The 12,745-nt window shown below is 71.0% G+C and carries 14 protein-coding genes and 1 tRNA gene; 12 read left to right on the top strand and 3 right to left on the bottom strand.

Annotation, left to right across the window (positions count from 1 at the left end):
* Window positions 1-86: 86 nt before the first annotated feature.
* On the bottom strand, window positions 87-710 hold the full coding sequence (locus MQN93_RS15460) for a 5-formyltetrahydrofolate cyclo-ligase (protein ID WP_242709917.1): 624 nt from the start codon (window positions 708-710) through the stop codon (window positions 87-89).
* Between the two features lie 93 nt (window positions 711-803).
* Here MQN93_RS15460 and galU point away from each other — a divergent pair, with 93 nt between their 5' ends.
* The 7 genes from galU (at window position 804) to MQN93_RS15425 (ending at window position 6,323) form a co-directional block, all read left to right on the top strand.
* Window positions 804-1,706, top strand: coding sequence for a UTP--glucose-1-phosphate uridylyltransferase GalU (gene galU / locus MQN93_RS15455; RefSeq protein WP_016436475.1), 903 nt, complete (start codon window positions 804-806; stop codon window positions 1,704-1,706).
* Between the two features lie 4 nt (window positions 1,707-1,710).
* Complete coding sequence (gene glp, locus MQN93_RS15450) at window positions 1,711-3,030, top strand: molybdotransferase-like divisome protein Glp (RefSeq protein ID WP_016436474.1); 1,320 nt, start codon at window positions 1,711-1,713, stop codon at window positions 3,028-3,030.
* A gap of 84 nt (window positions 3,031-3,114) precedes the next feature.
* Window positions 3,115-3,627, top strand: a complete 513-nt coding sequence (gene moaC, locus MQN93_RS15445; RefSeq protein ID WP_016436473.1) for a cyclic pyranopterin monophosphate synthase MoaC — start codon at window positions 3,115-3,117, stop codon at window positions 3,625-3,627.
* A complete protein-coding gene (locus tag MQN93_RS15440) occupies window positions 3,624-4,166 on the top strand; it encodes a MogA/MoaB family molybdenum cofactor biosynthesis protein (protein ID WP_242709916.1) in 543 nt (180 codons plus the stop codon). Before moaC ends, MQN93_RS15440 begins: the two co-directional genes overlap by 4 nt.
* A gap of 20 nt (window positions 4,167-4,186) precedes the next feature.
* Window positions 4,187-4,789, top strand: a complete 603-nt coding sequence (locus tag MQN93_RS15435; protein ID WP_242709915.1) for a GNAT family N-acetyltransferase — start codon at window positions 4,187-4,189, stop codon at window positions 4,787-4,789.
* Window positions 4,790-4,974: 185 nt separating this feature from the next.
* Window positions 4,975-6,156: a divisome protein SepX/GlpR gene (gene sepX, locus MQN93_RS15430; RefSeq protein WP_242709914.1), complete on the top strand. Its 1,182-nt coding sequence runs from the start codon at window positions 4,975-4,977 to the stop codon at window positions 6,154-6,156.
* Between the two features lie 93 nt (window positions 6,157-6,249).
* Window positions 6,250-6,323 (top strand) — tRNA-Ala (locus MQN93_RS15425).
* Between the two features lie 584 nt (window positions 6,324-6,907).
* Here the strand turns inward: MQN93_RS15425 and MQN93_RS15420 are convergent.
* On the bottom strand, window positions 6,908-7,390 hold the full coding sequence (locus MQN93_RS15420) for a GNAT family N-acetyltransferase (protein ID WP_242709913.1): 483 nt from the start codon (window positions 7,388-7,390) through the stop codon (window positions 6,908-6,910).
* A 77-nt stretch (window positions 7,391-7,467) separates the two neighbouring features.
* Between MQN93_RS15420 and MQN93_RS15415 the strand changes: the two genes are divergently transcribed.
* Window positions 7,468-8,271, top strand: coding sequence for an exodeoxyribonuclease III (locus MQN93_RS15415; RefSeq protein ID WP_037783121.1), 804 nt, complete (start codon window positions 7,468-7,470; stop codon window positions 8,269-8,271).
* On the opposite strand, the gene MQN93_RS15410 is transcribed toward MQN93_RS15415, so the two are convergent.
* Window positions 8,268-8,909: a MerR family transcriptional regulator gene (locus MQN93_RS15410; RefSeq protein WP_037783253.1), complete on the bottom strand. Its 642-nt coding sequence runs from the start codon at window positions 8,907-8,909 to the stop codon at window positions 8,268-8,270. The two genes, MQN93_RS15415 and MQN93_RS15410, sit on opposite strands and share 4 nt — an antisense overlap.
* Window positions 8,910-9,060: 151 nt before the next feature.
* Here MQN93_RS15410 and MQN93_RS15405 point away from each other — a divergent pair, with 151 nt between their 5' ends.
* The 4 genes from MQN93_RS15405 to MQN93_RS15390 all read left to right on the top strand — a co-directional run bounded on the left by MQN93_RS15405 (window position 9,061) and on the right by MQN93_RS15390 (window position 12,696).
* Complete coding sequence (locus MQN93_RS15405; protein WP_242709912.1) at window positions 9,061-10,590, top strand: flavin-containing monooxygenase; 1,530 nt, start codon at window positions 9,061-9,063, stop codon at window positions 10,588-10,590.
* Window positions 10,587-11,504 (top strand): alpha/beta fold hydrolase, encoded by a 918-nt coding sequence (locus MQN93_RS15400; protein WP_242709911.1) that lies wholly within the window; start codon window positions 10,587-10,589, stop codon window positions 11,502-11,504. Before MQN93_RS15405 ends, MQN93_RS15400 begins: the two co-directional genes overlap by 4 nt.
* A complete protein-coding gene (locus MQN93_RS15395) occupies window positions 11,501-12,385 on the top strand; it encodes an SDR family oxidoreductase (RefSeq protein ID WP_242709910.1) in 885 nt (294 codons plus the stop codon). Before MQN93_RS15400 ends, MQN93_RS15395 begins: the two co-directional genes overlap by 4 nt.
* Window positions 12,386-12,471: 86 nt before the next feature.
* Window positions 12,472-12,696, top strand: coding sequence for a hypothetical protein (locus tag MQN93_RS15390; RefSeq protein WP_242709909.1), 225 nt, complete (start codon window positions 12,472-12,474; stop codon window positions 12,694-12,696).
* Window positions 12,697-12,745: the final 49 nt, after the last annotated feature.

Raw genomic sequence — 12,745 nt, 5'->3', positions numbered from 1 at the left:
GTCCGAAGCCGTGAGCTTCTGAGCGAGAAGGCCCTCCACACGCGCGTGGAGGGCCTTCTCGCGTCAGCGGGCCGGTCAGTGGCCGGTCAACGGCCGCTGCCGAAGCGGCGCGCGCCCGACGGCGTCACCACCGCGTGCACCGGCCGGTCGTGCGCCTCCTCGGGCACCCGCGCGACGACCTCCGCGTCGTAGAGCAGCACCACCAGCGAGGGCTGCGCGCCCGTGCGCTCCAGACGCGCGAGGACGCGGTCGTACGACCCTCCGCCGCGCCCCAGCCGCATCCCGCGCGCGTCCACCGCCAGTCCGGGCAGCAGCACGACGTCCGCGCGCGTCACGGCGTCCGGGCCGAGGCGTTCGCCGGAGGGCTCGAAAAGCGCCATTTTTCCGCCGTGTTGGACCCGCGCGAGGGAGCCCCGGCCGGCGTACGCGCCCCAGTCGAGGTCGTTGTCCGCGAGCAGCACGGGCAGCAGAACCCGCGTCCCGCGCGCGTGGAGCGCGTCCAGCAGCGCGAGCGTTCCCGGCTCGGCGCCCACGGAGACGTAGGCGGCCACCGTGCGGGCCTCGGCCAGCTCCGGCAGCCGCAAGGCGCACTCGGCGAGCGCGTCCGCGGCCTCCTGCACGTCATCCGCCGTCAACCTGCTTCTCACCGCGAGGAGCTCTCGCCGCAACGTTCGCTTGTCAGGCTCGGTCGTACGTCCGAGGTGACTCATGGGTCGCACCTGTACCCTTCCCAATGCGCTCATATGAGAGCCAAATAACCGGAGCCACAGATTCCCATCCAAGGCAACGGATAGGGTGCCGCCATGACCCAGTCGCACCCACGGATCAGCAAGGCTGTCATTCCCGCAGCAGGCCTCGGCACCCGGTTCCTGCCGGCCACCAAAGCCACTCCCAAGGAGATGCTGCCGGTCGTCGACAAGCCGGCGATCCAATACGTGGTCGAAGAGGCCGTGTCCGCGGGCCTCGACGACGTCCTCATGATCACGGGCCGCAACAAGCGCCCCCTCGAGGACCACTTCGACCGCAACTACGAGCTCGAGTCCGCCCTCCAGAAGAAGGGCGACGCGGGCCGGCTCGCCAAGGTCCAGGAGTCCAGCGACCTCGCGACCATGCACTACGTGCGCCAGGGTGACCCCAGAGGACTCGGCCACGCGGTGCTGTGCGCGGCCCCGCACGTCGGCCACGAGCCGTTCGCCGTCCTCCTCGGCGACGACCTGATCGACCCGCGCGACCCGCTGCTCAAGCGGATGGTCGAGGTGCAGGAGCAGCGCGGCGGCAGCGTCATCGCGCTCATGGAGGTCGCGCCCGAGCAGATCCACCTCTACGGATGCGCGGCCGTCGACCCCACCGAGGACGGCGACGTCGTCAAGGTCCACGACCTGGTCGAGAAGCCGGCCGCCGCGGACGCCCCGTCCAACTACGCGATCATCGGCCGCTATGTCCTCGACCCGGCCGTCTTCGACATACTGCGCAAGACCGAGCCGGGCCGCGGCGGCGAGATTCAGCTCACCGACGCCCTCCAGCAGCTCTCCCAGGACGAGAAGGCCGGCGGACCGGTCCACGGCGTCGTGTTCAAGGGCCGCCGCTATGACACCGGCGACCGCGGTGACTACCTGCGTGCCATTGTCAGACTCGCATGCGAACGTGAAGACCTGGGCCCGGACTTCAGGGCCTGGCTTCGCAGTTACGTAGCCGAGGAGATGTAGCACGTTGAGCAGTTCGCCCCGCACCACCGGCCAGGACCGCCTCTGGTCGGTGGACGAACACCTGGAGGACATCCTCACGGCCGTCCGCCCCCTGGAACCCATCGAGCTGCAACTCCTCGACGCCCAGGGCTGCGTCCTGGTCGACGACGTCACGGTGCCGGTGTCGCTGCCGCCGTTCGACAACAGCTCCATGGACGGGTACGCGGTACGGGTCGCGGATGTCGCGGGCGCGAGCGAGGAGTTCCCCGCCGTCCTGGACGTCGTCGGGGACGTCGCGGCGGGCCAGGCCGACCTCGTCCAGGTGGGACCCGGCCAGGCCGCCCGCATCATGACCGGAGCCCCCCTGCCGCCGGGCGCGGAGACCGTCGTCCCCGTGGAGTGGACCGACGGAGGCCTCGGTGAGGGCCCGGTGACCGGGATGCGGGCCCGGGCCCAGGCACCCGAGGGCGCCGAAGGGCAGGTGCACGTCCACCGCCCGGCCGAGGCACGCGCGCATGTGCGCGCCAAGGGCAGCGACGTACGGGCGGGCGACCTCGCCCTCGAAGCCGGCACGGTCCTCGGGCCGCCGCAGATCGCCCTGCTCGCCGCGATCGGCCGCGGCACGGTCCGCGTGCGCCCGCGCCCGCGCGTGGTGGTCGTCTCCACCGGCAGCGAACTCGTCCAGCCCGACGAGCAGCTGGCCGACGGCCAGATCTACGACTCCAACAGCTTCGCCCTCACCGCGGCCGCCCGCGACGCCGGCGCCATCGCCTACCGCGTGGGCGCCGTCGCCGACGACGCGGACACCCTGCGCGCCACCATCGAGGACCAGTTGGTGCGCGCCGACATCCTGGTCACCACGGGCGGCGTGAGCGTCGGGGCGTACGACGTCGTCAAGGAGGCCCTGTCGCACGTCGGCGACGAGGACGAGGCGGGCAGCGGCATCGAGTTCCGCAAGCTCGCCATGCAGCCCGGCAAGCCGCAAGGCTTCGGCTCCATCGGCCCCGACCACACCCCGCTGCTCGCCCTGCCCGGCAACCCCGTCTCGTCGTACGTCTCCTTCGAGCTGTTCGTCCGCCCGGCGATCCGCACCCTCATGGGCCTGGCGGACGTCCACCGGCCGCGGACGACCGCCACACTGATCTCCGGCAAGGCGCTGACCTCGCCGAAGGGCCGCAGACAGTTCCTCAGGGGCACGTACGCCGACGGCTCGGTCAGCCCGGTCGGCGGCGCCGGATCCCATCTGGTCGCGGCCCTCGCGCACGCCGACGCGCTCATCGTCGTCCCCGAGGGCACGGAGTCCGTCGAGCCCGGCACCGAGGTCGAGGTGGTCCTGCTCGGCTGAGCGCACCAGGTTGGCGGTACCGTGTCGCGCACAACAGGTCCGTGCGCCGTACCGCGCCGGGCCCGGACCGGGAGCGCCCACAGCATGACTGAGCCTTCCCGGGGGGAGACCCCCGGACCCCCTGCGCAGGACCGACTGACGCACATCGACGAGGCGGGCGCCGCCCGCATGGTCGACGTGTCCGGGAAGGACGTGACCGCGCGCACCGCCCGTGCCGCCGGCCGGGTCCTGGTCTCGCCCCGCGTGATCGAGCTGCTGCGCGGCGAGGGCGTCCCCAAGGGCGACGCCCTCGCCACCGCGCGCATCGCGGGCATCATGGGCGCCAAGCGCACCCCGGACCTCATCCCGCTGTGCCACCCCTTGGCGCTGTCCGGTGTGAAACTGGATCTGTCGGTCGCGGACGACGCCGTGGAGATCCGGGCCACGGTGAGGACCACGGACCGTACGGGCGTCGAGATGGAGGCGCTCACCGCGGTCTCCGTCGCCGCGCTCACCGTGATCGACATGGTCAAGGCGGTCGACAAGGGAGCGGTCATCACGGACGTACGGGTGGAGGAGAAGACGGGCGGCAAGTCGGGCGACTGGAGCCGGGCATGACTGTCGACCCATCGACCGGCGGTGCTCTCCGCGCGCCGTACAGCGCTCTGGTGATCACCGCCTCCAACAGGGCTGCCGCAGGCGTCTACGAGGACAAGGGCGGCCCCGCGATCGCCGCCGGCCTGGAAAGCTTCGGCTTCGTCGTCGACGGCCCGCGGGTCGTCCCGGACGGCGACCCCGTGGAGGCCGCGCTGCGGGCCGGAGCCGAGGCGGGCTACGACGTCATCGTGACCACCGGCGGCACCGGCATCTCGCCCACCGACCGCACACCCGAGGCGACCCGCAGGGTGATCGACTACGAGGTGCCGGGCATCGCGGAGGCCATCCGGGCGTTCGGACGACAGAAGGTACCGACCGCCGCGCTCTCGCGGGGCCTGGCGGGAGTGGCGAAGGGGACACTGATCGTCAATCTGCCGGGCTCCACCGGCGGGGTCAAGGACGGACTGGCCGTCCTGGAACCCCTGCTGACGCATGCCGTCGACCAGATCCGCGGCGGCGACCACCCCAGACCCGGGGCCGTCAGTGGGGGTGCGAGCTGAACAGCCCATCCTGGCCCGCCGTGCTGGCGGACGGCGACATCGTCCTCCGGCCGATAAAGCTGCGCGACCAGCGCGCCTGGCGCGACGTCAACCGGCGCAACCGGGACTGGCTGCGCCCCTGGGAGGCGACGATTCCGCCGCCCACGCCGAGCGGGCCGATAGCGCACCGGCCGACCTACCGTCAGATGGTCCGGCACCTGCGCTCCGAGGCGAACTCCGGCCGGATGCTTCCGTTCGTCATCGAGTACCAGGGCCGTCTGGTCGGGCAGTTGACGGTTGCCGGAATCACTTGGGGCTCCATGTGTTCGGGGCATATCGGCTACTGGGTGGACGAGGCGGTGGCCGGACGGGGTGTGATGCCGACCTCCGTGGCACTGGTCGTGGACCACTGTTTCCGCACCGTCGGTCTGCACCGCATCGAGGTCTGCATTCGCCCCGAGAACGGGCCCAGTCGCCGGGTGGTGGAGAAACTCGGATTCCGCGAGGAGGGTCTGAGGCCGCGTTATCTCCACATCGACGGCGCCTGGCGCGACCACCTCGTCTTCGCGCTCACCGCGGAAGAGGTGCCCGACGGGTTGCTCAACCGCTGGCGCCGGGCACGTACTCAGGGGAATCCCGCATAGGCCGGTAAATTGAATAGATGTTCGAAATTGATCGAGCGGCGACCACCTCAAGGCATTAAATTCACAGCCTCAGTGGGGTGCTGATCGCATCGGTCACAAAAAAAGTTCGAAATATCAGCCAGATCGTGCGACACACCGGCGCAATTGGCAGATGGCCTCACGCAAACCCCTCTACCGTGTGAGGCGTGAGCAGCAGCGGCCTCATCTACGCAGTCATTGTCGGGGCCTGGGCCGCCTACTTGGTGCCTATGTGGCTCCGTAGGCAGGACGAGCTGAACGAAGCCCGTCCGACGGAACGCTTCAGCACCGCCATCCGGCTGCTGTCCGGACGGGCGGGAATGGAGCGCCGGTACGCCAAGGACCTGCGGGGGCGCTCCACCGAAGCGGGGGAGCCCAGCGCCGACGACCCGGGCACGGTCACCGGTTCGGTGGACGTCCGGGCCTTCGCCATGCCCCCGAACCGTCCGAAGACCCGCGCCGAGGCGCCGGACCCCGCGCCGGCGCAGGCGTCCCCGTCGCCCTCCGCGCAGTCCCCGGTCCCTGCCCCGGCCCGCAAGCGCGTGCCCGCGCCCCGCCGCACGCCCGCGCAGGAAGCGGCCGCGGCGCGCGCCCGGCGCTCGAAGGTGCTCGCGCGCAGACGCCGCACCACCGTGACGCTCTTCGTCGCGTTCACACTCGGCGCCGTCGTCGCCGCCGTCGGCGGACTCGCCTTCCTCTGGGCGCCCGGCGTGCCCGCCGTGCTGCTGAGCGGATACATCGCGTATCTGCGCACCCAGGAACGGCGGCGCTTCGCCTACCAGATGGACCGCCGCCGCGCCGAGGCCGCGGCCCAGCGGCTCCACGAGCGCGCACGCCAGCCGCGCCGGCGTACCGCCACCGCCGAGGCGGACGCCGACGAACCCGACGAGGGACCCGCCCAGGGCACCGACCCCGGGCTGTCCGCACTCGCCGCCGACCGGCGGGCCCTGGTCGAGCAGACCGACCACGCCGAATGGGTGGACCAGCAGCGCGAGCGGCAGCGGCGGCCCGGGCACGGGGACAGCTGGGACCCGGTGCCGGTGCCCCTGCCGACGTACGTGACCGCGCCGGTCGCCCCGCGGGCCACCTCCGACGTGGACCTCGGGGCGCCGGACACCTGGAGCTCGGCCCGCTCGGGCCCGGTCGCTCGCGACCAGGAGACGCCGGCCGAGCAGAGCGCCGAGCACGACGCCGCGGCACCGGACGCGGCCGAGGAGGCGAAGGCGGACGACGACGGGCGCTGTGACGCCCGCCGCGCGGCTTCCGCACGGCGGGCGCGCGAGCGGGGCCGTACCCCGTTGTTCGACCAGTACGAGGACGGCGACCGGCCGAGGGCCGCCAACGAGTAGACCGGCCGCCCGACCTGTGGCGCCGCCCCCGGGCGGGCCGGATACGGATTTCCGGGCACCCGGATCGGGGTGCTAGAGTTTCACTCGTTGCAAGGGCCTGTGGCGCAGTCCGGTAGCGCACCTCGTTCGCATCGAGGGGGCCAGGGGTTCAAATCCCCTCAGGTCCACGCAGCTCAAAGCCCCTGCTGGGGATCACCAGCAGGGGCTTTGGCATGCCGTACTGCAGTGACGTACAGCAACTACGTTGTAGCGGACCGGTCCACCAACTCCCCTTCCTTCAGTTGGAGTTGCACCGCGGCGAGGCAGATTTGCGGCGGCGGAAGCGTGACCGAGGTCACCGCGTCGACCTCGCGCCGAGCCGACCATAGACTCCGGCCATGGTCATCCTCGGTGACAGGTTCAAGCGTGCCTTCTGGCGTGTGGATCGGGCGCTCGGTGGTCTGCGGCCGCCAACTCGATCCCAGCGCTTCTCCGCTCGCCATCCGCTCGCCATCGGCGTTTGCACCGGTGTGCCGTTGGCGGTGCTTGGCGCCGCAGTTGAGCTTGCACGTCACCAATCGTTGGGCGACGTGTTGATCACGGCAGGCGTGGGCGCGTATCTGGGGACGGTCTGCGGATTGACGGCCCTGGCGGAGCGATACAGGCAGCGCCGTTTCCGACGTCTGGGTCTTTGGAGCGCTTCCTCCAGCGATCGTCCAGGCGGCGCCTAGAAGACCCGGGTTGAGTGCGGCGTGAGCAACGGCCCCCGCCCTCAGGAGCCCAGCCGCTTCGCGAAGCAGCGGCTGTCCTCGTGGAAGCGGTAGTAGCCGAACTTCTCGCAGGGCTCGTAGCCGCTGGAGGTGTACAGGGCGATGGCCTCCGGCTGCTTGGTGCCCGTCTCCAGGACCATGCGGATGCGGCCCGCCCTGCGGGCGTCCTCCTCCAGGGCGGCCAGGATGCGCCGGGCGAGGCCGCGGCCGCGGGCCGTCTGCGTCACGTACATCCGCTTGAGCTCGGCGTCGCCGTCGGTGTTGCCCTCGCCGTTGGTGTCCTGGGCGCGCCAGCCGCCCGTGGCGACGGGGCTGTCGTGCTCGTCGTAGACGATGAAGTACACGCCGTTGGGCGGCTCGAAGTCCGCCGGGTCCAGGGGGGTGGCGTCGCCTCCGTCGCCGTAACGGACGTGGTACTCGGCCTGGACCTCGTCGTTCAGCTTCACAGCGTCGGGGTGGTCGAAGGAGACCCGGCGTATGTTCATTCTGTTAACCGTACACCTATGCAAGATCGCGATTATCGAATTCTGGACCACGTCCAGTGTGCCGGTATCGTGCCCGCGTGTTCACTGTGACCTCCGTCAACGTCAACGGCCTGCGCGCTGCCACGAAGAAGGGCTTCGTGGAGTGGCTCGCCGGCACCTCCGCCGATGTGCTCTGTCTGCAGGAGGTCCGCGCCGAGCCGCACCAGCTGCCCGAGCACGTGCGCACGCCCGACGGCTGGCACGTGGTGCACGCGCCCGCCGCCGCCAAGGGGCGGGCCGGTGTCTCCCTCTACACCCGCCGGGAACCCGACCGCATCCAAGTCGGCTTCGGCTCCGCGGAGTTCGACACCAGCGGCCGCTACGTCGAGGTCGATCTGCCGGGCGTCACGGTCGCCTCCCTCTACCTGCCCTCCGGCGAGGTCGGTACCGAGCGCCAGGACGAGAAGGTCCGCTTCATGACCGAGTTCCTCGCCCACCTCAAGGCGCTGCGGCAGCGGGCCGCCGCCGACGGCCGCGAGGTCGTCGTCTGCGGCGACTGGAACATCGCCCACCAGCAGGCCGACCTCAAGAACTGGCGCGGCAACACCAAGAACTCCGGCTTCCTCCCGGAGGAACGCGAGTGGCTGAGCCTGGTCCTCGACCCACAGCACGGCGGCTACGTCGACGTCGTCCGCGCCCTGCATCCGGGGGTCGAGGGGCCGTACACGTGGTGGTCGTACCGGGGGAGGGCTTTCGACCGAGACACAGGATGGCGCATCGATTACCACGTCTGTACGCCCGGACTGGCCGCCAAGGCCGTCAAGGCTCTGGTCGAGCGGGCGGCCACGCATGACGAGCGGTGGTCCGACCACGCGCCGGTCACCGTGGTGTACGACCTCTAGAGCCGGTCCTCGGCGCCGCTCTTCTCCCGCTTCTGCAGCTGGCGGTCCATCGCCAGCGACATCTCCGCCTCCACCACGCTCCGCGCCAGGGGGCGTAGGCGTTGGAGGTCTTTTTCCTCGGCGTGGCGGAGGACCAACTCGGCGAACATTTCTGCCAGTTGGTCTACGTGTTCGCGGACGCGGGCGCCGGCTGCGAGGACTTCTGCGAGGGGGATGCCCTCGCGGACCAGGGCCGAGGAGACGTCGAGGAGGCGGCGGCTGATGTGGACGATCTCGTCGCCGTCGGTGCCCAGGTAGCCGAGGTCCAGGGCGGCTGCGAGGTTCTCGGGGGTGACCTCGCCCTCGAAGCGGGCGGCGAGTTCCTCGGGGGTGAGGCGGACCGGCTCCTCCTCGGTGGGGTTGATGCCCAGCAGGTCGGCGACGTCGCGGCCGTGGTCCAGGGCTTCCGCCAGTTCCGCGATGCCGGTCAGGGTGTGGCCGCGCTCCAGGAGCGCCGCGATGGTGCGCAGGCGGGCCAGGTGGTGGTCGTCGTACCAGGCGATACGGCCCTCGCGGCGGGGCGGCGGTATCAGCTTGCGCTCCCGGTAGAAGCGCAGGGTGCGCACTGTGATGCCGGCTTCCCTGGCCAGTTCCTCCATGCGGTACTCACGCTTCTCGGTCACGTCCGCACCCTATGGCGTACCGCCGGTAACTTTCCTGGGCGCACCCCCTACCCATGAGTACGTCGCTGCTCTACTCTCCCATTGCGCCAGTATTCACTGGCGGAGTCGCGTGGGAAAGGGCATCGGCATGACCGAACACGAACATGTGCGGGTGGCGGTGATCGGGTCCGGGTTCGGCGGGCTGGGAGCCGCGGTGCGGCTGCGGCGCGAGGGGATCACCGACTTCGTCGTGCTGGAGCGGGCCGGCAGCGTCGGCGGCACCTGGCGCGACAACAGCTACCCCGGGTGCGCCTGCGACGTGCCCTCCCACCTCTACTCCTTCTCCTTCGCACCCAACCCCGACTGGCCGCGCACCTTCTCCGGACAGGAGCACATCCGTGCCTACCTGGAGCACGTCACGGACACCTTCCGGCTGCGCCCGCACATCCGCTTCGACTGCGAAGTGAAGATGATGACCTGGGACGCCGAGCAGCTGCACTGGGACATCGAGACCAGCAGCGGGCGGCTGACCGCGGACGTCGTCGTCTCCGCCGCGGGTCCCCTGTCCGACCCGAAGATCCCCGAGATCCCGGGCCTCGACTCCTTCCCCGGCAAGGTCTTCCACTCCGCCCGCTGGGACCACGACTACGATCTGCGCGGCAAGCGCGTGGCGATGGTGGGCACCGGCGCGTCGGCGATCCAGATCGTGCCCGCGATCCAGCCGCAGGTCGGCAGCCTCACCCTCTTCCAGCGCACCCCGCCCTGGGTCATGCCCCGCGTCGACCGTGCCATCACCGGCGCCGAGCGGGCCCTGCACCGCACGCTGCCCTTCACCGCGCAGGCCCGCCGCGGACTGCTGTGGGGGATCCGGGAGCTGCAGGTCCAGGCGTTCACCAAGCACCCCAACGAACTCGGCTTCGTCGAGCAGCTGGCCAAGCGGAACATGGCGCGGGCCATCAAGGACCCGGCCCTGCGCGCCAAGCTCACCCCCGACTACCGCATCGGCTGCAAGCGGATCCTGCTGAGCAGCACCTACTACCCGGCGCTCGCCCAGCCCAATGTCGACGTCGTGGCCAGTGGTCTGAGCGAGATCCGCGGTTCGACCGTCGTCGCCGCCGACGGCAGCGAGGCCGAGGTCGACGTGATCATCTTCGGTACGGGCTTCCATGTCACCGACATGCCGATCGCCGAGCGGATCGTGGGCGCCGAGGGCAGGACGCTCGCCGAGTCCTGGAAGGACGGGATGGCGGCCCTGCGCGGCGCCACCGCGGCCGGGTTCCCCAACTGGATGACCATCATCGGCCCCAACACCGGCCTCGGGAACTCCTCGATGATCCTGATGATCGAGTCCCACCTCAACTACATGGCGGACTTCGTCAAGCAGCTGGGCGTCCTCGGCGGCCGTGCGGCCCTCAACCCCCGGCCGAGCGCGGTCGCCGGCTGGAACCAGCGGGTGCAGGAGCGCATGAAGCGCACCGTGTGGAACACCGGCGGCTGCACCAGCTGGTACCTCGACGCGAACGGCCGCAACACCACCATCTGGCCCGGTACGACCACCGAGTTCAGGCGGGCCACGCGCCAGGTGAACCTCGCGGAGTACGAGGTGCTGCGCGCGCCCGCCCGGCCCGCCGAGGACGCACCCGTGAACGGGAAGAAGACGGCGGAGGTGGAGGCGTGAGCCGGCTGATGCACGTCACGACCGGGCCGTACGCCCCGCCCGCCGCCTCCCGCGAGCTCGTCGCCGTCTCCGCCGACGGGTCCCGCATCCATGTCGAGGTGCACGGCCCCGAGGGCGCGCCCGCCGTCGTCCTCGCCCACGGCTGGACCTGCTCGACCGCCTTCTGGGCGGCGCAGATCAGGGACCTCGCCGTCGACCACCGGGTCATCGCCTACGACCAGCGCGGCCACGGACGCAGCCCGGCGAGCCGGGTGTGCAGCACGGAGGCCCTCGCGGACGACCTCGAAGCCGTACTGAAGGAGACGCTGGCGCCCGGGGAGAAGGCCGTGATCGCCGGTCACTCCATGGGCGGCATGACGGTGATGGCGGCGTCGGGCCGGGCCGTCTTCCGGGAACACGCGGTCGCGGTCCTGCTGTGCAGCACGGGTTCCTCGCGGCTGGTCGCCGAGTCGACCGTCGTACCCATGCGTCCGGGCCGGCTGCGGACCTGGCTGACCAAGCACATCCTCGGGGCGCGGGCGCCGCTCGGGCCGGTCACACCCCTCGCGCGCCGCATCCTCAAGTACGGGACGATGGGACCGGGTTCGGCTCCGCACATGGTGGAGGCGTGTGCGCGGATCGTGCACGCGTGCCCGACCAAGGTGCGGCACGCCTGGTCGCAGGTGCTGGACCTGCTCGATCTCGACCACGGGGTACGGGAGTTGAAGGTGCCGACGGTCGTGGTGGTCGGGACCGCCGACCGGCTCACCCCGCCCGTGCAGGCGCGGGCGCTGGTGGCCGCGCTGCCCCACTGTGTGGACAGCGCCGAGCTGCCGGGGCTCGGCCATATGACGCCCGTCGAGGCACCGGAGCTGATCAGCGGCAGAATCCGGGAACTCGTGGCGACGTACGCAACGATCAAGGAGGGCGCATGAGCAGGGCAAGCCTCGAAGGACAGGTCGCCGTGGTCACGGGGGCGGCGCGCGGGGTCGGGGAGCTGCTCGCGCGCAAGCTGTCCGCGCGCGGTGCGAAGGTGGCGCTGGTCGGGCTGGAGCCGGACGCCCTCAAGCAGGTCTCCGAGCGGCTGCACAGCGACAGCGACCACTGGCATGCCGACGTCACGGACCATGTGGCGATGGCCCGGGTGGCGCAGGAGGTCAAGGAGCGGTTCGGGAAGGTCGACATCGTCGTCGCCAACGCCGGTGTCGCGACCGGCGGGCCGTTCGTGGACTCCGACCCGGAGTCCTGGCGGCGGGTGATCGAGGTGAACCTCGTCGGCTCGGCGGTGACGGCCCGCGCCTTCCTGCCGGCTCTGATCGAGAGCCGGGGGTATCTGCTGCAGATCGCGTCGCTCGCGGCCATCACGCCCGCTCCGATGATGACCGCGTACTGCGCCTCCAAGTCCGGTGTGGAGGCGTACGCGCACAGCCTGCGCGCCGAGGTCGGCTACCGGGGCGTGCGGGTCGGCGTCGGCTATCTGTCGTGGACCGACACCGACATGGTGCGCGGCGCCGACCAGGACGAGGTCATGCGCGAGCTGAGGCAGCGGCTGCCGTGGCCGTCGAACAAGACGTATCCGCTGAGCCCGGCCGTCGACCGGCTGGTGGCCGGCATCGAGCGGCGCTCCAGTCATGTGTACGGGCAGTGGTGGCTGCGCGGGATGCAGGGGGTGCGCGGCTATCTGCCGGGGGTCATCGGGACCGTCGGTCAGCGTGAGATGAAGCGGTTCGCGACCCGGTTGACGGGGATGCGCACCGGGCTCGTCGGCGCAGGTGGGGCGGCGGACGAGGAGTCGCGCGCTACGCACCGTAGTTGATCGACATGCGGAGTGTGTCCGCCCGTGTGAATCTGGTCGAGGCCCGATCAAGGGCCTTTCCCCTCACCCTCCGGGAGTGAACCCACATGGGTATGAAGGACCAGTTCCAGGACAAGGCCGAGCAGATGCAGCAGCGGGCCAAGGAGCGCATGCAGCAGGGCCGTGAGCAGGGCCGTGAGCGTGGCCAGCAGGGCCAGGAGCGCGGCGAGCAGGGCCAGGAGCGCGGCCGGCAGGGCCAGGAGCGCATGCGCGACGAGGAGTCCGAGCGCCGCGAAGGACAGGACCCGCTCGACCAGGACTACGACATCTGACGTCGGCCTCCTGAAGCGATCGGAAAGGGTGCCCCCGCCGGGGCACCCT

This window comes from Streptomyces spinosisporus (genome assembly GCF_022698145.1).
GTDB lineage: Bacteria > Actinomycetota > Actinomycetes > Streptomycetales > Streptomycetaceae > Streptomyces > Streptomyces spinosisporus.
The sequence above is the reverse complement of the archived record's forward strand: the minus strand, read 5'-3'. Positions and strand labels throughout refer to the sequence as shown.

What these genes read in the sequence shown, in the direction of transcription:
- MQN93_RS15460 (WP_242709917.1), bottom strand. Translation starts at nt 710, where the DNA reads ATGAGTCACCTCGGACGTACGACCGAGCCTGACAAGCGAACGTTGCGG.
- galU (WP_016436475.1), top strand. Translation starts at nt 804, where the DNA reads ATGACCCAGTCGCACCCACGGATCAGCAAGGCTGTCATTCCCGCAGCA.
- moaC (WP_016436473.1), top strand. Translation starts at nt 3,115, where the DNA reads ATGACTGAGCCTTCCCGGGGGGAGACCCCCGGACCCCCTGCGCAGGAC.
- MQN93_RS15440 (WP_242709916.1), top strand. Translation starts at nt 3,624, where the DNA reads ATGACTGTCGACCCATCGACCGGCGGTGCTCTCCGCGCGCCGTACAGC.
- MQN93_RS15420 (WP_242709913.1), bottom strand. Translation starts at nt 7,390, where the DNA reads ATGAACATACGCCGGGTCTCCTTCGACCACCCCGACGCTGTGAAGCTG.
- MQN93_RS15410 (WP_037783253.1), bottom strand. Translation starts at nt 8,909, where the DNA reads ATGGAGGAACTGGCCAGGGAAGCCGGCATCACAGTGCGCACCCTGCGC.
- MQN93_RS15405 (WP_242709912.1), top strand. Translation starts at nt 9,061, where the DNA reads ATGACCGAACACGAACATGTGCGGGTGGCGGTGATCGGGTCCGGGTTC.
- MQN93_RS15395 (WP_242709910.1), top strand. Translation starts at nt 11,501, where the DNA reads ATGAGCAGGGCAAGCCTCGAAGGACAGGTCGCCGTGGTCACGGGGGCG.
- MQN93_RS15390 (WP_242709909.1), top strand. Translation starts at nt 12,472, where the DNA reads ATGGGTATGAAGGACCAGTTCCAGGACAAGGCCGAGCAGATGCAGCAG.